Origin of the sequence: Acidovorax benzenivorans (genome assembly GCF_028680575.1) — a bacterium.
Classification (GTDB): domain Bacteria; phylum Pseudomonadota; class Gammaproteobacteria; order Burkholderiales; family Burkholderiaceae_C; genus Acidovorax; species Acidovorax benzenivorans.
The window spans coordinates 75,508-94,579 of the sequence record NZ_JAPCKI010000001.1 but is presented as its reverse complement, the minus strand read 5'-3'; the positions used below and the strand labels follow the sequence as shown (position 1 = coordinate 94,579).

Sequence of the window (19,072 nt, the reverse complement as noted above, 5' to 3'; positions counted from 1 at the left end):
CTGGCATGATCGAGGGTTTTGTCGTCTCCCTTTTGCCCCCGAACTGCACTGCCATGACCGACTCCGTGTCCGCACAAGAACAACCCCAAACCGCACCCGTCGCGCCTGCCGCTCCCCAGGCAGCGCCTGTGCCGACCGAGGCTGCTGCGGTCGCCGTGGCGGCCTCTGAACCTGCTGCGCCGGCCGAAGCCGGTGCGCCCCAGCGGCGCCAGGACGGCTCGCGCCGGGGCGGCCGCAACCGCCGCAAACCCGAAGGGCGCCAGGCGCCACAGGGCCGTGCCAGCGCTGGCGGCGCGGCAGACGCCGCAGCGCCCGCAGGTGGCCCGGGAGCAGGCCCACGCGCGCCGCAACGCGTGCACCCCGCGCTGGAGCAGCTGGCGGGGCTCTACCCCCACCTGTTTGGTGCCGTGTTCCGCCCGCTCAAGCGCGGCATCTTCCAGGACATCCTGGCGGCCCACCCCGAGCTGTTCGAGCGCGAGGCGCTCAAAGTGGCGCTGGGCCTGCACACCCGCTCCACGCGCTATCTGCAAAGCGTGGCGGCGGGTGACAAGCGCCACGACCTGCAAGGCCAGCCCGTGGAAGACATGGCCCCCGAGCACGTGCACCACGCGCTGCTGGAGGTCTACCGCCGCAAGAAGGCGCGTGCCACCGAAGACCTGCTGCCCAAGCTGCGCAACCGCATGATGGCCGCGTTCGAGGCTTCGGGCCTCACGCGCGAGGCCTATACCGGGCTGGTGTTGAGCCGCGACGAAGCCGCCAACGCCATCCTGGAGGAAGCCTTTGCCGAATGGTCGGCCCGCAACGCCAAGGACGAAGCCCTGCTGCGCGCCTTTGAAGCCAGCGGCCAGACGCTGGATGCCTTTGCGGACATGTACGGCATGGTGCCCCGCACGGTGGGGCAGCAGCTGGAGCGTGCGCGCCGGTTGGCATCGGCGGCCGCCGCAGCAACGGCAACAACACCTGCGCCCGAAGGCGCATAACCGGCCGGCTGCAGGCTGCGCTGTTGGGTGTGACCACGTGCGTGTTGGTGGCCAGTGCCACCTGCATGGGCGTTTGAAAGACTGCGATGCGCGTGCCTGAAAAACTCATCTTCCTCCCCGGCGTCGGGGGCAATCCCGCCTTCTGGCAGCCCGTGGCGGGTGCATTACCGCAGCCTGCGGCGCGGGTGCTGCTCGGCTGGCCGTGGTTTGGCGCCGCGTCCCCGGCCGACTTGCCCGCCACGGGCGCCCGGGATATGCAGGACCTCGTGGAGGCCACCACGGTGCACATGGACCGGCCCTGCGCGCTCATTGCGCAATCGATGGGAGGCGTGGTGGCCCTGCTGGCCGCACTGGAGCGGCCCGAGTGGCTGACGCACCTGGTGCTGGTGGCGACTTCGGGCGGAGTCCCCATTGACGATCTGCACCCCGAGGATTGGCGCCCAGGCTTCCTGCAATCCAATCCCGCGTTTCCACAGTGGATGGCCGATGTGCGCCTGGACCTGTCCGCCCGCCTGCCCTCGGTGCAGGCACCCACCCTGCTTTTCTGGGGGGATGCGGACGCTATCAGCCCCACTACCGTGGGGCAGCGTTTGTCCGGGCTGCTGCCCCACAGCCAGATGCACGTGCTGGCGGGCGGTGGCCACGATCTGGCCGTGACCCACGCGGGGGCCGTGGCTGAGCACATTGCAGGCCATCTGCAGGGCGCAGCACAGCGCCCCAGGGCGTACGCGCGGACGGCTTAGAATCCTAGTTGCGACCCGGTTCATGGGTTGCCGTAAGCGTTTACGTCAATCAACGCGCCAACCAACACCGGCCCTGCCGGGGTGGTGGTCCTCGGTCCGCAAGTGGCACGGCAGGTCGTGCGGGCGGGCTGGGGGCGGCGCCTTGCTTGACCGGTTTGCTTTCTGGAACTTCAATGAACCAACCCTCGTCTCTTCGCACCCCTGCGTCCTCGTCCTCCAGGACCTTTTTCGGCCTGCGCAAACTCCCTGCGCGTTCTGCGGCCTGGGTCACGCCGCTGCTGCTTTCGCTGCTCATGACCTTCATCGTGTCCCTGATCAGCACCCTGCGTGTGGTGGGCTTGTCGATGGACGTGCCCCGTCTCTGGATGAGTTCCTGGGCGCTGTCCTGGCTGGTGGCGTTCCCAACGCTGCTGCTGGTGCTGCCACTGGTGCGCCGGGCCACCTCCGTCCTCGTGGAGCAACAGAGGTAACGCCACTGACAAGCGCTTCTGGCGTTGTTGTCGCGTCTGGCCGTACCGAAAGTACGGTCTGCGCCACAACAACACCACAACCGTTGCACACGCATTCCGCTGATTCGCCGACTCCCATGCCTGAAGGCGCGGAGCTGGCCCCTTTGTCAGCAGCCCATCGCCTGGCGCGTAGGCATTTGTACCCTACTGACATCAGGCTGTCAGCAGTGGGTCTGCACCATTCCTCCCTTGCAGTTGCGCGTTGTCGGCGCATCCGTTGATTCCATTCATTGACCAGAGAGGACCTGCCCATGACTGCTACCCCTGACACCCTCCAGATTCCCGCATTCAGTGTGGCCGGTATTGCCGTGCGCACGCGCAACAGCGAAGAGATGAACCCCGCGATCGCACGCCTCGGAGGCCTGTGGAACCGATTTTTCAGTCAGAGCTGGGAGCGCAAATTGCCCAGCCGGGGCGACGACGGGCGTATCTTCGGTGTGTACAGCGGCTACGAGTCCAACGAACATGGCGCTTTCGATGTGACCGCCGGTGTGGCCGTGGCTGACCCGGATCGGGCTCAGGCTGTGCCCGGTGCCGCCCGCATCGATATTCAGGAAGGCGACTACCTGGTCTTCACCGGCCAGGGCGACATGCCGCAGATGGTGATCGACACTTGGGTCCGCATCTGGCATTACTTTGCCGAGAACCCTCAGGTGCAGCGTCGCTTTGCTACCGACTTCGAGGCCTACGAGGGCCCGGACAAGGTTGCCATCCACATCGGCGTTAAGTCGTAGTCCCGGCGTTCGCAGAGTGCTCCGCCATGCCTACACCACGCTCCTCGTCGCAAAGCACCACGCCCTGGCGCAGCAAGCTGGCGGCTTACAAGCACCTACCTCAGATCAAACCGATTCCCGAGCCGAAGAAGCAGCAGCTGGGCGAAGGGCTCATTGTCGTGCCTTCCCCGCAAGACGTAGACGCTGCCATGCGCCGCATCCCGCCAGGGCAGCTCATGACTGTGCGGGCCCTTGCGGCCGAGCTGGCGGTGGCGCAGGGGGTGAACGCGGGCTGCGTGGTGACCACGGGCATCTTTGCCACGCTGGTGGCTCGTGCGGCCGACGAGGCCGAGCGCGCGGGCGATACCGCGCCCACGCCATACTGGCGCACGCTCAAGGCCGATGGCAGTCTCAACCCCAAGTATCCTGGCGGGGTTGAGCGTCAGATGGAACGCCTGGAGGCTGAAGGCCACGTGGTCGTGCAGCAAGGCCGCCTACTGCGTGTGCAGGATGGGCCGGGGTACCGCCCTGTTGCCACCGCTCGCCGGGGGCGCCGGGGTGGTGCTGCATAGTGGCACTCGCTGGCTTACGCATGGTTGCTATATATTTAATAGCTGATAGCGCTTATAGATCAAGCGGTAGCAGCCAAAAACCGTAAATCCATCCCGCCCATGCGCCGCGCCGACCGCCTTTTTCAGATCGTCCAGCTCATCCGTGGGCGGCGCCTGTCCACGGCCGCCTTCCTGGCCGAGCGGCTCGAAGTCTCGGTCCGCACCATCTACCGCGATGTGGCGGACCTCCAGCACCAGGGCGTGCCCATTGAGGGCGAGGCCGGTGTGGGCTACCGCCTGGGCGCGGGCTTTGAGTTGCCGCCACTGATGTTCAGCCAAGGCGAGGCCAACGCCCTGGTGGCGGCCGCACGTCTGGCCCAGACCTGGCTCGACGCTGGACTGGCCCGCGAGGTGGAAGGGGCGCTGGGCAAAATTCTGTCGGTGCTGCCCCCGGCCGCACGTGTAGCGGCCGAGGCGCAGGCGTTGTATGCGCCGTCTGTGGGCCCGGACCCGCGCGTGCAGGCTACCCTGCAAACCCTGCGCGAGGCAGTGCACAGCCGCCACGTGGTGCAGATCGACTACGCCGACGTCAATGGCCGCCCCAGCCTGCGCCGCCTGCGCCCGCTGGGCTGCTTTTATTGGGGCAAGGTCTGGACACTGTCGGCCTGGTGCGAGCTGCGCAACGACTTTCGCGGCTTCCGCATCGACCGCATTTCGGCCATCACCGTGCTGGACGAACAGTTCCGCCAGGAGCCCGGCAAGACCCTGGCGGACTTGCTGCGCAAGGTGGAGGGGGAGATGGAGGGGCGACCGGCGGAGGGGGGGACTACGCCGGGAGCAGTGGCAAATACCTGAGGGGAGAAACGCCAGAAGACGGGGATGGGCCCGAAGCTGACATCTTTTCCCGGCGAGCTACTCCAAGATAAGCGCGATGCCGCCGACGATACATGCCAATCCGCAAGCGCAGAAGACAAGCCCCATGAGCGAGGCAAGCGAAGAGCCTTGAATTAGCCAACTTGTTCTTACTCGAAGCTCAAGGTGCTCAGGTAGTTCTGGAGCGCCAGCACCGTAAACCCGCTCCGCTATCTCACGGTTTGACAGGCGTTTTGTCCTAAGCCTGCCGACGGCATCCCATCCCATCCAGAGCAATATTGCACCGAGGCCAATCCAGATCCATCCCATCGGTTCTCCAATCAAGTCAATGTCTGCTCGAGGCCGCAAATGGCCGTTGCAGCGCAGATTGGTGCCCACACAGCGTGTACATCAGCGCCCCCGGTGCTGAAATCGGTATTTCGGGGCGGGTCCCCCTCTCAACCCGCCAGCGCCGCCTCAATATCCCCCGCCAGCTTCTTCGGCGCATCCTGTGGCGCATAGCGGCGGATCACGTGGCCGTCTTTGCCGACGAGGAACTTGGTGAAGTTCCACTTGATGGCCTTGCTGCCCAGCAGGCCGGGGGCCTCGGCGGTGAGCCACTGGTACAGGGGCGAGGCGTTGGCGCCGTTCACGTCGATCTTGGCCATCATCGGAAAGCTCACGCCGTAGTTCAGCTGGCAGAAGCTGGCGATCTCGTCGTTGCTGCCGGGGTCCTGGGCGCCGAACTGGTTGCAGGGGAAGCCCAGAACGACAAGGCCTTTGTCGGCGTATTCCTTGTGCAGCTCTTCCAGCCCACCAAACTGGGGCGTGAAGCCGCAGGCGCTGGCGGTGTTGACGATGAGCAGCACCTTGCCTTCGTACTGCGACAAGGGCACGGTCTTGCCGTTCATCTGCTGGGCTTCAAAGTCGTAGATGCTGGTGGGCATGCGGAACCTCCGGGGTTGGGATGACGGGCCATGGTAGCCCTTGCCGCCGATCAGCGTGCGGCCGCGGACCGCTCAATGGGCCGTGGCGCCCGGGCGGCGAAACTGCAGCGCTGCCAGCAGAGACGCCAGCAGGATCAGCGCCCCCCCCAGCACGGTGCGCGTGTCGAGCGTGGCCGCGCCGAGCAGGGCCGATGACACGCTGGCAAACATCACCTCTGACAGCATCACCAGCGCCGTGGTGCCAGCCGCCAGGCGGGCGGCGCCAAATTGCAGCGCCCAGTTGCCCAGCATCAGCACCCCGGCCAGCAGCAGGCCGGTAACGACCCAGGTGCTGTTGACGGCGGGGAAGGGCTCCACCACGCCCACTTGCAGGCCAATGCTGGCCACGGCCAGCGCCATGAGCATGCAGCCGCCAAACATCGAGAACATGCGTGCGGGCCCTGGCACGGTATGCAGGCGGCGCAGTGTGACGTTGGTGAGTGCGAACATGAAGCCGCCCAGCAGTGCCAGTCCGTCGGCCAGCGACAGGTTCTGCAGCAGGCGTGATGCGGGGGCACCCGCAGGCAGCAACACCAGCACCACGCCAGTAAAGGCCAGCGCCAGGCGCAGCAGCGCCGCGGGCGTGGGGCGCTCGCCCAGAATGCGCCAGGCCAGCAGCACGGCCCAGGCGGGCATCAGGTAGAACAGCAGGATCACGCGCACCACGTCGCCAATGGTCACGGCCCAGTTGAAGGCCACGTTGTTCAGGCCCGAGGCCAGTGCCAGCAGCCACAGCTGCGGATGCGCGCGCACCTGCTGCAAGATGCCTGGGCGCCACGCCAGCAACGCCAGCAGCACCACCGCATACATGCAGGCCGTGGCCCACAAGGGGTGTAGCCCCGCCTGGTGCATGTGCTGAAACGGCCACCACGCCAGGCCCCAGACAAAGGCGTTGAACAGCAGGGCGGCGAAGGGGAGCGGAGAGTGCATTGAGAATAAAAAGGGCTATAGCGCTTGATGGGTATGCGCTAATAGCTATAAATTATGTAGCAAATAGTTCCGTGCCGCACAGCCGTTAAAACTGGCACGCCCCAAGGCCGGTGCACCCGTGGAACTGGCTTTGCCAGGCCACTGGGTGCGTCCCCCTCCCGCGCAGCGAGAGAGGGGGAAGACGCGCAGCGGCTCAGGGGGAGCCTTCAGTAGCTCCAGGCCACCGGGTGCGTCCCCGTCGGGGGAAGCGGCGAAGCCGCACAGGGGGGCTTCGCAATCAGGAGTCAATGGTGCGTATCGTGCCGCGCGATGTCCAGCAAGTGGTTCACTTCGTCGCGGTGGTTCACGCAGTTGCGCTGGTGCCAGCGCCGGATGACCCACATGATGCCCGCCACCACCAGCCCGAAGGTGGTGATGGCGCCAAACACCGACAGGCCCAGCTTGAGCGACAGGCTGTAGAACGCCCCCAGCCCCAGGATGCAGGCCTGCTCGTTGAAGTTCTGCACCGCAATCGACCGGCCTGCACCCATGAGGTTGTGGCCCCGGTGCTGCAGCAGCGCGTTCATGGGCACCACCAGGTAGCCGCCCAGGCCGCCCAGCACGATGAGGAAGGGAATGGCCAGCCAGATGTTGCTGATGAACACCATCAGAATCAGCAGCAGCCCCATGGCAATGCCCAGCGGGATCACGCGGGTGGCCATGTCCAGGCGCATGCGCATCGATGCCACCACGGCGCCCACGGCGGTGCCGATGGCCACCACACCGGTGAGGGCCGAGGCCTGCGTGGTGTTGTAGCCCAGGGCCACGGCGGCCCAGGCCAGCACGATGAACTTGAGGTTGCCCCCGGCGCCCCAGAACAGGGTGGTGGTGGCCAGCGAGATCTGGCCGAGCTTGTCGCGCCACAGGCGGCTGTTGCAGGCCCAGAAGTCGGGCAGCAGGTTGAGCGTGTTGGCCACCACGCTGCGCGACGGGTCGGCGCGCAGGGGGCGCATCTCCACGCCGGTGTGCGGGATGCGGGTGTTGAACCAGGCGGCCAGGGCGTATACGAAGATCAGCGCTGCAATGGCGGCCTCGGCGGGGGTGTCCACCCCGGTGTTGACCACGGGGAAGTCAAAGCCCAGCAGCATGCCCGACAGCTGCTGCCCCACCAGTTGGCCGCCCAGCAGAACACCCAGGATGATGGATGCAATGGTCAGGCCCTCGATCCAGCCGTTGGCCTTGACAAGCTGGGACGCGGGCAACAGCTCGGTCAGGATGCCGTACTTGGCGGGCGAGTAGGCCGCAGCCCCCAGGCCGACCACGGCGTAGGCCATGAGCGGGTGCGAGCCAAACAGCATCATCAGGCAACCCGCCACCTTGATGGCGTTGCTGACAAACATGACCTTGCCCTTGGGTAGCGCGTCGGCAAAGGCGCCCACGAAGGGCGCCAACACCACATAGAACAACGCGAACATGGGCACCAGGGCCGCGCGCTGCCACTCGGGGGCGCCCCCGGTGCGCAGGAGTTCCACAGCGGCTACGAAAAGTGCGTTGTCGGCCAGCGAGCTGAAAAACTGCGCCGACATGATGGTGTAGAAACCGCGCTTCATCGAATGGCTGGTGGGTGCATCAGTTCGGCTGATGCCCTGGTAAATGTGAGGAATCGTAGCGAGGGACAGGCGGTTATATCACGCGGATAAACGGCCACAGTGCCAGAATCCGGCGCTGGTCCCCCGGTAAATCCCTCGCTCCATCAGGTCTGTCCCATGCCCCGTCCCATTGCTGCCACCATCCACACCACGGCCCTGCATCACAACCTGGAGCGTGTGCGCCAGTCGGCGCCGGACGCCAAGGTGTGGGCGGTGGTCAAGGCCAATGCCTATGGCCACGGCATTGAGCGGGTGTACGAAGGCCTGCGCGGCGCCGACGGCTTTGCGCTGCTGGACCTGGCCGAGGCCGAGCGCGTGCGCCACCTGGGCTGGCGCGGGCCCATCCTGCTGCTCGAAGGCGTGTTCGAGCCGCGCGACCTGGAGCTGTGCTCGCGCCTGGGCCTGTGGCATGCGGTGCACTGCGACGAGCAGATCGACATGTTGGCCGCCCACAAGACGCAGGTGCCCCACCGGGTGTTCCTCAAGATGAACTCGGGCATGAACCGCCTGGGCTTCACGCCCCAGCGCTACCGCAGCGCCTGGGCCCGGCTGAACGCGCTGCCGCAGGTGGACGAGATCTCGTTCATGACCCACTTCAGCGACGCCGACGGCCCCCGTGGCATCGCGCACCAGATGGCGGCCTTTACCGCCGCCGCGCAAGACCTGCCCGGCGAGCGCAGCCTGAGCAACAGCGCCGCCACGCTGCGCCACGCGCAGAACGTGGGCGTGCGCGCCGACTGGGTGCGCGCGGGCATCGTGGTGTATGGCAGCGCCCCCGACTTCCCCGAGCACAACGCCAGCCACTGGAACCTGCAGCCCACCATGACCCTGGCCACGCGCCTGATCGGCGTGCAGCAGCTGCAGGCGGGCGACACCGTGGGCTATGGCTCGCGCTTCACGGCCGACGGCCCGCTCACCATCGGCATCGCCGCCTGTGGTTATGCCGACGGCTACCCGCGCCACTGCGATACCGGCACCCCGGTGCTGGTGAACGGCGTGCGCACGCGCCTGGTGGGGCGGGTGAGCATGGACATGGTGACGGTGGACCTGACCCCCCTGCAACAAGCGGGTGTGGACGTGGGCTTTGGCAGCGAGGTCACGCTCTGGGGGCGTGCCAGCAATGGAGTCGTTTTGTCCATCGACGAGGTGGCGCAGGCGGCAGGCACTGTGGGCTATGAACTGATGTGTGCCCTGGCGCAGCGCGTGCCGGTGGTGGTGGACGGCGGGGCCTGACGTCCTCCCTCCCTGTCTGTCTGCCCCTGCGGTTCGCGCAGAAGTTCACGCAGCGGGGGCAGTCTGCGCGCGGGGTGGCCGCAAACTGGTGTGAAATGGCGCCGTCTGTTTGCCACCGCGCGCAGCGCGCTCCTTCCATGGCCACACCCCGCAGCAACTCCTCTGGCTCCAAGAAAAAAAGCAGTTCCACCTGGCGCTCGGTGCGCATGCCGCACCACGGCGCGGTGGCGCGCACCCTGCAGCAGCGCTACAGCCTGCGCTGGCATGGGCTGCTGATCGGCAGCTTCACGCTGCTGCTGATGTGGACCACCTCGCACCTGCAGATGGTGCTGGGCGTGGATTCGCTGGCGCTGCGGTACCTGGTCACGTTGTCGGTGGGCTACGTTGGCTATCTGCTGGTGCTGCGCGCCTGGGCGGCGCGGCTGGTGCGGCGGGACGGGCCGTCCGGCGACGGCAGTAGTGTGGAATTGCCCGACATCTCCTGGCCCAGTGGCAATGGCCCGCCAGCCGGTGGGAGCGGCGGCCAGGTGCCCTTGCCGCGCACGGGTGGTGGCGACTTTGGCGGCGGTGGCGCATCGGGCGATTTTGGCGGCGGGTGGACGCAGGGCCTGTCTAGCGGGGGCTCGGGCAGCGACTCCAGCGTGCTGGGCGATATTGCCGGGGGCGCGGCCGATGCGCTGGGCAGCGCCGACGAGGGCGCCGTGGTGGTCGTGCCCGTGGTGGCCATCTTTCTCATCGGCGCGGCGCTGGTCCTGGGCGCGGGCTCGCTCGCCATGCTGTTCTTTGGCTGGGACGTGCTGCTCACGGTGGCGGTGGAGATTGCCTTCTCGGTGGCCACGGCCCGCGCAGCGGTGGGGGTGGAGCGCGAAGGCTGGCTGGGCGCCGCCGTGCGCCTGACCTGGAAGCCGCTGCTGGGGGCGCTGGTCTGCGCTGTGCTGCTGGGCGCCACCATTGACCACTTCCTGCCCCATGTGCATTCGCTGCCCGAGGCATTGCGGGTGATCCAGGGGCGGTGAATTGCTCTATTTTTGATAGCTGCTAAGGCATGTAGCACTAGCGCATGGGGTCGAAAACGTTTCAAAAGCGTCTGAAACCCCCTGAGCCGCCCCTACCGGGGGGACCGGCCCGCGCCGTGGCCGCAGACTTCGCCGGGCTCCACAGGCGGCAGCGCATCCAGGTTGGCCCGCACCCGCGCCAGCAGGGCCAGCAGCTGTGCCTGGGTGGCGTCGTCGCAGCCCGCCAGCACCTGGGCCGACAGGGTCTGCCGCGCGGTCTGCAGCGCCTGGTACAGCGCCTGGCCCTCGGCGCTCAGCGTGAGGCACAGGCTGCGCCGGTCCTCGGCGTGCGGCTGGCGCTCCAGCCAGCCCTTGTCCTGCAGCAGGCCCAGCATGCGCGCCACCTGGGCCTTGTCGGCGCCGCTGTGGCGCACCAGCTCTTTCTGCGTGGCGCCGGGGTGGCGGCCAATGAAGTTCAGCGCGCGCACCTCGTTGAAGGTCAGGTCCGGGTGCACGGAGGTCATGGCGCGCACCATGCGCGCTCGGTAGGCGTGCATCAGGTCGTGCAGGGCTTCAAACACATCGGGGCGGGCGCGTGGGGGCATGGCGTGGCTATCGGTTGACAAAGTCAACTGAATGGCGGATGATTTAGTTGATTAAATCAACATTTTACGCCATGAACGCACCTCTGCCCCTGGCCGCCACGGCCCCCTCCCTCGCCATTGAGCGCATTCGCCACCCTTTGCAGGGCCGCCACCTTCAGGTGGTGCGCCGCACCCAGGTCAGCCCCGGCTTTGTGCGGCTGACCCTGGCCGGCCCCGAGCTGGCAGGGTTTGTCAGCGCCGGGTTTGACGACCACCTCAAGCTCATCCTTCCCTCGCCCGGGCAAGACCGCCCCACCTTGCCCACGCTGCAGGACGGCCGCCCCGTGTTTGACGGCCCGCGCCCCACGCTGCGCGACTACACCCCTGCGCGCTTTGACGCCGCTGCGGGCGAGCTGGACATCGAAGTGGCCCTGCACGACGCCGGCCCGGCCACCGACTGGGCCGCCAGTGCCGCTGTCGGCCAGTGGGTGGGCATTGCCGGGCCGCGCGGCAGCATGGTGGTGCCTACCGGGTTTGACTGGCACTGGCTGCTGGGCGACGAAACCGCGCTGCCCGCCATTGCCCGCCGCCTGGCCGAGTTGCCCGCCAGCGCGGCGGCCACCGTGCGCATACAACTGAACAACCCGGCCGACCAGCGGGTGTTGGCGAGTGCGGCGCAGGTGGATCTGCAGTGGGTGAGCGCGCTGCCTGCCGCCGTCGAAGCCCTGGCGCTGCCCGCCGGCGCTGGCTTTGTGTGGGCTGCGGGCGAACACAGCGACATGGCCGCTGTGCGCCGTGCAGTGCTGGCCAAGCCGGGTGTGGACCCGAAACGCATGCGCATCTCCGCCTATTGGAAGCGCGGCGCGGCGGATCACCACGAGGACCTGGCGAGCGCTGCGTAGTCGGCGCTCGTTACTTTGCTCTCAGCGCAGCAGCGTCAGGGCCGCCGCCTTCTGCACCGCCTGCGTCACGTGCTGCAGCGCCTGCACGTTCAGGCGCCAGCACTGCCAGTACAGCGGCACATCCACGGGCTTGTTCGCAATCAGCTCGACCAGGGCACCTGTCTTCAGGTCATCCTCCACCAGCGGGTCGGGCGTCATGCCCCAGCCCAGGCTGGCGCGCGTGGCTTTGACGAATGCATGCGCCTCGGGCAGCCAGTGCACGGGCGGCGCCAGCTTGTGGCGCGTGATGCGGCCCACAAAACGCGCCTGCAGCGCATCCTTGCGGTTGAACACCAGCATGGGCGCCTGCGCCAAAGTGGCGGCGTTCACCCCTTGGGCAAAGTGGCGTTCCATGAACGCAGGGCTGGCGAGCGCGCGGTAGCGCAGCGTGCCCAGCGGTAGCACCTGGCAGCCCTGCACGGGCTGGGGGTCGGCCGTCACGGCGGCCATCACGCGGCCTTCGCGCAGCAGGTTGGCCGAATGGTCCTGGTCTTCCACATGGATGTCGAAGGTAATGGACTGCCCCTCGGCCGCCTGCGCCATGGCGTGGGGGAACCACGTGGCCAGCGAGTCGGCATTCACACCAATCGCCAGCCGCGTGGTGCTGTGCTGCCCGCCGCCAATGGTGGCCAGCGCATCGGCCTCGCTCAGTGCCACCTCACGCGCGTGGCGGTACAGCGCCTGCCCGGCCTCGGTGGGCGTGCAGGGCGTGGCGCGGCGCACCAGCACCTGGCCCACACGCTCTTCCAGCAGCTTGATGCGCTGCGACACCGCCGAGCGTGTGACATGCAGCACGGCCGCCGCGCGCTCGAAGCTGCCCTCATCGATCACTGTGGCAAACGCGTTGAGCTGGGCGGAGTCGAGTTGCATGGGTGGTTAGCCATTTTGACGGATCGTTAAAAAGTATAGCTGGCGTCAACGCAGGCCCTTGGCCAGAATCCGGGCCCATGGTCTCCACTGCCTTCGTTCACGGTTTCACTTCCACCGCCATGCTCATCATGGCCATTGGCGCGCAGAACGCGTTTGTGCTGCGCCAGGGCCTACGGCGCGAGCATGTGATGCCCGTGGTGCTGGTGTGTGCGCTGTCGGACGCGGTGCTGCTGCAGGTGGGCGTGTGGGGCATGGGCGGTGTGCTGCTGGCCCAGCCCGAGTGGGCGCAGTTCATGCGCTGGGCGGGTGCCTTGTTTTTGTTTGTTTACGCCGCGCAGACAGCCGCGCGCGCCTTGCGCCCAGGCCAGTTGCTGGTCGCCACCAGCGGCCCCGGCGCCAGCCTGCGCACCACGCTGGCCACCGTGGTGGCGCTGACCTGGCTCAATCCGCATGTCTACCTGGACACCGTGGTGCTGCTGGGCACCATGGCCACGCCGTACCCGGCCTGGGGCCGTGCGCTGTTTGCGGCGGGCGGCTCGTTGGCCAGCGCACTGTGGTTCTTGTTGCTGGGCCTGGGCGCCCGGTGGCTGGCGCCGCTGTTTGCCACACCCGGTGCCTGGCGGGTGCTGGATGCGGTGACGGCCACCACCATGCTGGTGCTGGCAGGGGTGATGGGTCTAAGCTAAGAACGATAAGTTCGTTCCCACGCGGAGCCGCTTGGGGGATAGTGCGGCCATTCAGCATTCTTTGGCCTTTTTGCCTATCCTTGTACCCATGCGCTTTAAACACCTCCTGCTCGCAGTCGCCGTTGCCGCTGCCCTGCCCCTGGCCGCACAGTCCGCCACCTTCCGCTGGTCCCGCTCGGTAGACATTTCCACCTGGGATATCCATGCCCAGAACGTGGGCCCCAATAACACCATGCACGGCGCGGTGTACGACACGCTGGTCGAATACAACAGCAAGACCTTCAAGCCCGAGCCTTCGCTTGCCACCGAGTGGAAGCTCATCAAGCCCACGCAGCTGCGCCTGACTTTGCGCAAGGGCGTGAAGTTCAGCGACGGCAGCGAGTTCACGGCCGACGACGCCAAATTCTCGCTGGAGCGCGCCAAGGCCAAAAGCTCCAACTTCGCTGTCTACACGCAGGGCATTGACCGCGTGGAAAAGGTCGATGCCTACACCATCGATATCCACTCCGACCTGCCCAACCCGGTGCTGGTGAACCAGCTCACCGAGCTGCGCATCATGAGCAAGGCCTGGGCCGAGAAGAACAAATCGGTCGAACCCAAGGACATCAAGACCAAGGACGAGAACTTTGCCCACCGCAACGCGCTGGGCACCGGCCCCTACCAGCTCAAGCAGTGGGCACCCGACCAGCGCGTGGTGCTGGAGCCCAACCCCCACTGGTGGGGCAAGGGCAAGTACCCCACCAACCTGACCGAGATCGTCTACACCCCCATCAAGGCCGATGCCACGCGCACGGCGGCGCTGCTGTCGGGTGAGGTGGATTTTGTGATCGACCCCAGCCTGCAAGACCTCTCGCGCATCAAGCAGACGCCCAATCTGCAGGTGCTGGAAGGGCCGGAGTACCGCACCATCTTTTTGGGTCTCGACCAGTTCCGCGACGAGCTGCCCGGCTCGGACGTGAAGGGCAAGAACCCGCTCAAGGACCTGCGCGTGCGCAAGGCGCTGTACCAGGCGATCGATATCCAGTCCATCCAGCGCGTGGTGCTGCGCGGCCTGGCGCAGCCCACGGGCACGCTGATTGCCAACCAGGTCAATGGCTGGAGCAAGAAGGCCGATGTCCGCTACCCCTACGACGCCAAGGCCGCACAAAAGCTGCTGGCCGATGCGGGCTACCCCAACGGGTTTGAAGTGGACTTTGCCTGCAGCGCGGGCCGCTACATCAACGACGAACAGCTGTGCCAGGCCATCACCTCGCAGTGGGCCAAGGTGGGCGTGAAGGCCAAGCTGCGCTCGCTGCCGTTTGCCACCTATTTCCCGATGATCCAGCGCAACGAAGCCAGCATCTACCTACTGGGCTGGGGCGTGCCCACGTTCGACGCGTTCTACAGCCTGCAGTCGCTGGTGCGCACGACGGGTGCGGGGGGCGATGGCAACTTCAACCTGGGCCGTTTCTCTGACCCGCAGATCGACGCACTGATTGAGCGCGTGAAGAAGGAAACCGACGCCACCACACGCAACCAGCTGATCGAGCAGGCGCTGATCAAGGAGCACGAGCTGGTCTCGCACATCCCGCTGTACAACCAGGTGATCCCTTGGGCTGCCACGAAGAAGGTGGACATCATCCATCGCGCGGACAACCGCATCGACTGGCGTTACCTCAAGGTCAATTGATTGCAGGTGCCAACCAAAAGCCCCGGTGCTGCCAAAGCACCGGGGCTTTTTCTATGGCGATGGCCGAACGTGTCAGGCCAGCGCGCGCTGCACCGCAGGCCGTTCCAGCATGCGCTGCGTGTGCGCAAACACCTTCGGGAACTGGGCAATGTCCACGCCATCGCTGTGCAGCCAGGTGCCGATGGTGAACAGATAGCCGTCGGCCACGGTGTACTGCTCGCCCATCACCCAGGGGCCCTGGTCCGCAGGCGGCAGGTAGTGGTGTTCGATGAGGTTGAAGCAGTCGGTCATGTTCTGCGCCACCTTGCGCTGCATGGCGGCCTGGGCCTCGGGCTCGTCGGCCCAGCGGCTGGCGCGGGGGCGGTGGGCATGGGCGATGTGCACCGTGGACGCGAGGTAGCTGTGGAACTCTTGCAGTCGCGCAAATCCGTGGGCATCGGTGGGCGCCAGGCGTGCCTCGGGGAAGCTCTGCGCCACATAGGCCAGCAGTGCCGTGGTTTCCGTCAAGGTGCCGTGGGGCGTGGCCAGCGCGGGCACGCGGCCCTTGGGGTTCACGGCCAGGTACTCGGGCGTGCGCTGCTGGCCCGCCGCAAAGTCCACGCGGGCCAGTGTGTAGGGGGCCCCAGCTTCTTCCAGAGCGATGCGCACTGCCTGCGCGCAGGTGCCGGGGGTGTAGTACAGCGTGAGAGTGGTCATGGTTTGTTTGCTATAAATTGAATAGCTGTTAGCGCTTATTGCACGGGCGCCAGCGGCCTATTTGACTAAAATTGGTTCAGTACAGGCCGCGTGTGCGTGCCATCAGCCGCACCAGGCCCAGCAGCGCGTCGGTGTGGGGCGTGGGCGTGTGGGTGATCTGCCCCAGTTCGCGCACGGCGCCCACCAGCGCATCGATCTCCATGGGCTTGCCCGCCTCCACGTCCTGCAGCATCGAGGTCTTGAACGCACCCAGCTTGCGCGTGACGGCGTGGCGGTCTTCGGGCTGCTGGTCAATCGGCAGGCCCAGCTTGTCGCCAATGGCCTTGGCCTCCAGCATCACGGCGCTGACAAAGCCGCGCACCAGATCGTCGTCCAGGATGCGGTCGGTGGTGGCTCCGGTCAGGGCGCTGATCGGGTTCATGGTCAGGTTGCCCCACAGCTTGAACCAGATGTCCCGCTGGATGCAGTCGCTCACCTCCACATCGATGCCGCCGCGCTGCAGCGTGTCGGCCAGCGCTTGCAGGCGCTGGCTGCGGCTGCCATCGGGCTCGCCCACGATGAGGCGGTTGCCGAAATGTTGTTTGACGAAACCCGGTGCCTCCAGCGAGCAGCTGGTATGCACCACGCTACCCACCACATTGCGCGCCGGGATGGCTTGGGCAATCACGCCGCCCGCGTCCACGGATTCGAGGGCATGGCCCTGCGCAGCGCCGCCAAAGCCGTCGAGGAACCACCACGGCACGCCATTCATGGCGGTGAGCACGATGGTATCGGGACCGATCAGTGGCGCCATGGCACGCGCCACGTCGGGCAGGCCGGGGGCCTTGACGGCCACCACGACGAGGTCCTGCACGCCCAGTGCCGCCGGATCGTTGTGGGCGGTGACAGCCACCTGCGCCAGCGTGCCATCGGGGCGCCGCAGACGCAGCCCCTCGGCCTGCAGGGCGCGCAGCGTGTCGCCACGCGCCACCATGCTCACCGGGTGGCCCGCTTGCGCCAGGGCCACGCCCAGCCAGCCGCCGATGGCGCCCGCGCCGTAAATACAAACTTTCATGGTGGTAGTGCCTTTGTCTTGCGGTAAGTGTTGTGATGAATCGGTGTGAGTGGCGTCTTGTGCGTTTGTTTTGAGTGCTTCAGTAGCCCGCAGGGCGCGATGGCGTGCCCCCGGTGCCGGTGCGAAAGCGCGCCAACAAATCCTGCGCAGCACTGGCCAGCAGCATGGTGTCCACGCCCACGGCCACAAACAGTGCACCCGCCGCCAGCCACTGGCGCGCCTGGGATTCGGTGGTGGCCAGAATGCCTGGCGCCTTGCCCGCCCGCAGGATGCGGGTGATGCCGTCGTGGATGGCGGCCTGTACGTCAGGGTGCCCTGGGTTGCCGGGGTGGCCCATGGAAGCCGACAGGTCGGCCGGGCCGATGAACACGCCGTCCACACCGGGCGTGGCGGCAATCGTGTCCAGGTTGGCCATGGCTTCCACCGTTTCGGCCTGCACCAGCAGGCAGACCTGCTGGTTGGCCTCATGCACATACTGGGGGTAGGCTTGCCAGCGCGACGAGCGGGCCAGGGCGCTGCCCATGCCGCGCACGCCTTCGGGGGCATAGCGCGTGGCGCGCACCAACTGCTGCGCCTGCTCGGCGGTGTCCACCATGGGTACCAGCAGGGTTTGTGCGCCGATGTCCAGGTACTGTTTGATGAGGGCCGTGTCGCCCACGGGCACACGCGCAATGGGGTGGGGCGCTTGCGCGCCGGGGGGCAGGGCGCTGGCCGCGCTGGCAATGGCCTGCAGCTGGTGCAGGATGGAGCGCAGGTCGTTGGGCGCATGTTCTCCATCGACCAGCAGCCAGTCGTAACCGGTGCCCGCAAGGATTTCGGTGCTGTAGGCGTCGGCCAGCCCGAGCCACAGGCCAATTTGCGCCTGGCCCTGGGCCATGGCCTGTTTGAAGCGGTTGGTGGGTGTCTGCAATCTGAACTCCATGCGGCGTTGCCAAGCCCGCCATCGTACGGGCTGTTGCCAGTGCCTGTGGGCGCGTCCGCCGCGGCCGCTATAGTCGTCGGCTGCCCCACTCGGGGCTCCCTACCGTTATCTGCCATGGCCAAAGAAAAAACCACGTTCATCTGTACCGAGTGCGGCGGCTCCAGCCCGCGCTGGCTGGGCAAATGCCCGTCCTGCGGCGCCTGGAACACGCTGATCGAACAGGTGGCCGAGGCCGGGCCGGGCAAGAACCGCCTGAGCACGCCACAAGGCTACGCGGGCCTGGCCAACGCGCAACCCGTCCTGCCGCTGGCCGCCATCGAGGCCCAGGATGTGGCGCGCACCCCCAGCGGCATTGACGAGCTGGACCGCGTGCTGGGCGGCGGCATTGTGGAAGGCGGCGTGGTGCTCATAGGCGGCGATCCGGGCATTGGCAAATCCACCCTGCTGCTGCAGGCCATGGACGCGCTGCAGCGCGCGGGCCTGCCCACGCTGTATGTGACGGGTGAGGAGAGTGGAGCGCAGGTGGCGCTGCGCTCGCGCCGCCTGGGCATCGACGGCAGCCAGGTGCAGCTGCTGGCCGAGATCCAGCTCGAAAAGATCCTGGCGACCGTCGAGGCCACACAACCGTCCGTGGTCGTCATCGACTCCATTCAGACCACTTACTCCGATCAGCTCACCAGCGCGCCGGGCTCGGTCGCCCAGGTGCGCGAATGCGCGGCCCACCTCACGCGCATGGCCAAGAGCACGGGCATCGCTGTGATCCTGGTCGGCCATGTGACCAAGGAAGGTGCGCTGGCTGGCCCGCGCGTGCTGGAGCACATGGTGGACACGGTGCTGTACTTCGAAGGCGACACGCACAGCCAGTTTCGGCTGGTGCGGGCCATTAAGAACCGCTTTGGCGCCGTCAACGAGATTGGCGTATTTGCGATGACCGAAAAGGGCCTCAAGGGCGTGAGCAACCCGAGCGCCATCTTTTTGAGCCAGCATTCCGAGCCCGTGCCCGGCAGCTGCGTGATGGTGACGCTGGAGGGCACACGCCCGCTGCTGGTGGAGATTCAGGCGCTGGTCGACAGCGGCGGCCCCAGCCCCCGGCGCCTGTCGGTGGGCCTGGACAAGGACCGCCTGGCCATGCTGCTGGCCGTGCTGCACCGCCATGCGGGGGTGGCGTGTATGGACCAGGACGTGTTTGTGAATGCGGTGGGTGGCGTGCGCATCAGCGAGCCTGCTGCCGACCTGGCGGTGATGTTGTCCATCACCTCCAGCCTGCGCGGCAAGGCGTTGCCGCGCGGTTTCTTGGCCTTTGGTGAGGTGGGGCTGGCCGGTGAAGTGCGCCCCGCACCGCGTGGGCAAGAGCGCCTGAAGGAAGCCGCCAAGCTGGGCTTCAGCGTGGCCGTGGTGCCCAAGGCCAATGCGCCCAAAAAACCCATCGAAGGGCTGACCATCCACGCCGTGGAGCGGGTGGAAGAGGCCATGAACGTGGTGCGCGGGCTGTAAACCGCATCTACGCAATGCCCACAGCGCCGTGCCCAT

General features: G+C 66.9%; 20 protein-coding genes. 12 read left to right on the top strand and 8 right to left on the bottom strand.

The features are described 5' to 3' along the window. Window positions 1-53 precede the first annotated feature (53 nt). The 6 genes from OIN59_RS00460 to OIN59_RS00435 all read left to right on the top strand — a co-directional run bounded on the left by OIN59_RS00460 (window position 54) and on the right by OIN59_RS00435 (window position 4,351). Window positions 54-980 (top strand): ProQ/FINO family protein, encoded by a 927-nt coding sequence (locus OIN59_RS00460; RefSeq protein WP_274106032.1) that lies wholly within the window; start codon window positions 54-56, stop codon window positions 978-980. An 86-nt stretch (window positions 981-1,066) separates the two neighbouring features. Further along, window positions 1,067-1,723: an alpha/beta fold hydrolase gene (locus OIN59_RS00455; protein ID WP_274106030.1), complete on the top strand. Its 657-nt coding sequence runs from the start codon at window positions 1,067-1,069 to the stop codon at window positions 1,721-1,723. 173 nt (window positions 1,724-1,896) lie between these two features. Next, a complete protein-coding gene (locus tag OIN59_RS00450) occupies window positions 1,897-2,193 on the top strand; it encodes a DUF2798 domain-containing protein (protein WP_274106028.1) in 297 nt (98 codons plus the stop codon). A gap of 290 nt (window positions 2,194-2,483) precedes the next feature. Beyond that, on the top strand, window positions 2,484-2,966 hold the full coding sequence (locus tag OIN59_RS00445) for a GyrI-like domain-containing protein (protein ID WP_274106026.1): 483 nt from the start codon (window positions 2,484-2,486) through the stop codon (window positions 2,964-2,966). Between the two features lie 26 nt (window positions 2,967-2,992). Next, window positions 2,993-3,517, top strand: a complete 525-nt coding sequence (locus tag OIN59_RS00440; protein ID WP_274106024.1) for an MGMT family protein — start codon at window positions 2,993-2,995, stop codon at window positions 3,515-3,517. 99 nt (window positions 3,518-3,616) lie between these two features. Continuing rightward, window positions 3,617-4,351, top strand: a complete 735-nt coding sequence (locus OIN59_RS00435; RefSeq protein WP_274106022.1) for a helix-turn-helix transcriptional regulator — start codon at window positions 3,617-3,619, stop codon at window positions 4,349-4,351. A gap of 455 nt (window positions 4,352-4,806) precedes the next feature. On the opposite strand, the gene OIN59_RS00430 is transcribed toward OIN59_RS00435, so the two are convergent. From OIN59_RS00430 to lplT, 3 genes are all read right to left on the bottom strand, one after another. Beyond that, window positions 4,807-5,295, bottom strand: coding sequence for a glutathione peroxidase (locus OIN59_RS00430; RefSeq protein ID WP_274106020.1), 489 nt, complete (start codon window positions 5,293-5,295; stop codon window positions 4,807-4,809). Between the two features lie 72 nt (window positions 5,296-5,367). Continuing rightward, window positions 5,368-6,264 carry a DMT family transporter gene (locus OIN59_RS00425; RefSeq protein ID WP_274106018.1) on the bottom strand — a complete coding sequence of 299 codons (897 nt, stop codon included), beginning with the start codon at window positions 6,262-6,264 and terminating at the stop codon, window positions 5,368-5,370. A 284-nt stretch (window positions 6,265-6,548) separates the two neighbouring features. Then, complete coding sequence (gene lplT, locus OIN59_RS00420) at window positions 6,549-7,853, bottom strand: lysophospholipid transporter LplT (RefSeq protein ID WP_274106016.1); 1,305 nt, start codon at window positions 7,851-7,853, stop codon at window positions 6,549-6,551. Window positions 7,854-8,009: 156 nt separating this feature from the next. Between lplT and alr the strand changes: the two genes are divergently transcribed. Both alr and OIN59_RS00410 read left to right on the top strand, forming a co-directional pair. Continuing rightward, window positions 8,010-9,125: an alanine racemase gene (alr, locus tag OIN59_RS00415; protein WP_274106014.1), complete on the top strand. Its 1,116-nt coding sequence runs from the start codon at window positions 8,010-8,012 to the stop codon at window positions 9,123-9,125. Between the two features lie 137 nt (window positions 9,126-9,262). Next, a complete protein-coding gene (locus OIN59_RS00410) occupies window positions 9,263-10,141 on the top strand; it encodes a hypothetical protein (RefSeq protein WP_274106012.1) in 879 nt (292 codons plus the stop codon). A gap of 92 nt (window positions 10,142-10,233) precedes the next feature. On the opposite strand, the gene OIN59_RS00405 is transcribed toward OIN59_RS00410, so the two are convergent. After that, complete coding sequence (locus tag OIN59_RS00405; protein WP_274106010.1) at window positions 10,234-10,725, bottom strand: MarR family winged helix-turn-helix transcriptional regulator; 492 nt, start codon at window positions 10,723-10,725, stop codon at window positions 10,234-10,236. 71 nt (window positions 10,726-10,796) lie between these two features. On the opposite strand from OIN59_RS00405, the gene OIN59_RS00400 reads away from it, so the two are divergent. Continuing rightward, complete coding sequence (locus tag OIN59_RS00400) at window positions 10,797-11,606, top strand: siderophore-interacting protein (protein WP_274106008.1); 810 nt, start codon at window positions 10,797-10,799, stop codon at window positions 11,604-11,606. Window positions 11,607-11,627: 21 nt separating this feature from the next. On the opposite strand, the gene OIN59_RS00395 is transcribed toward OIN59_RS00400, so the two are convergent. Beyond that, a complete protein-coding gene (locus tag OIN59_RS00395; RefSeq protein WP_274106006.1) occupies window positions 11,628-12,515 on the bottom strand; it encodes a LysR family transcriptional regulator ArgP in 888 nt (295 codons plus the stop codon). A 77-nt stretch (window positions 12,516-12,592) separates the two neighbouring features. Between OIN59_RS00395 and OIN59_RS00390 the strand changes: the two genes are divergently transcribed. Both OIN59_RS00390 and OIN59_RS00385 read left to right on the top strand, forming a co-directional pair. After that, the gene (locus OIN59_RS00390; RefSeq protein ID WP_274106004.1) at window positions 12,593-13,201 is read left to right on the top strand and encodes a LysE/ArgO family amino acid transporter; all 609 of its coding nucleotides are present in this window, start codon (window positions 12,593-12,595) and stop codon (window positions 13,199-13,201) included. An 88-nt stretch (window positions 13,202-13,289) separates the two neighbouring features. After that, the gene (locus OIN59_RS00385) at window positions 13,290-14,870 is read left to right on the top strand and encodes an ABC transporter substrate-binding protein (protein ID WP_274106002.1); all 1,581 of its coding nucleotides are present in this window, start codon (window positions 13,290-13,292) and stop codon (window positions 14,868-14,870) included. Window positions 14,871-14,942: 72 nt separating this feature from the next. Here OIN59_RS00385 and OIN59_RS00380 read toward each other — a convergent pair whose 3' ends face one another. From OIN59_RS00380 to hpaI, 3 genes are all read right to left on the bottom strand, one after another. Beyond that, entirely contained in the window at window positions 14,943-15,566 is a 624-nt protein-coding gene (locus OIN59_RS00380; protein ID WP_274106000.1) for a glutathione S-transferase family protein, read from the bottom strand. Window positions 15,567-15,642: 76 nt separating this feature from the next. Next, the gene (locus OIN59_RS00375) at window positions 15,643-16,620 is read right to left on the bottom strand and encodes a 2-dehydropantoate 2-reductase (protein ID WP_274105998.1); all 978 of its coding nucleotides are present in this window, start codon (window positions 16,618-16,620) and stop codon (window positions 15,643-15,645) included. Window positions 16,621-16,699: 79 nt separating this feature from the next. Beyond that, window positions 16,700-17,530 (bottom strand): 4-hydroxy-2-oxoheptanedioate aldolase, encoded by an 831-nt coding sequence (hpaI, locus tag OIN59_RS00370; RefSeq protein WP_274105996.1) that lies wholly within the window; start codon window positions 17,528-17,530, stop codon window positions 16,700-16,702. Window positions 17,531-17,656: 126 nt separating this feature from the next. On the opposite strand from hpaI, the gene radA reads away from it, so the two are divergent. After that, window positions 17,657-19,036, top strand: a complete 1,380-nt coding sequence (radA, locus tag OIN59_RS00365; RefSeq protein ID WP_274105995.1) for a DNA repair protein RadA — start codon at window positions 17,657-17,659, stop codon at window positions 19,034-19,036. Window positions 19,037-19,072 lie beyond the last annotated feature (36 nt).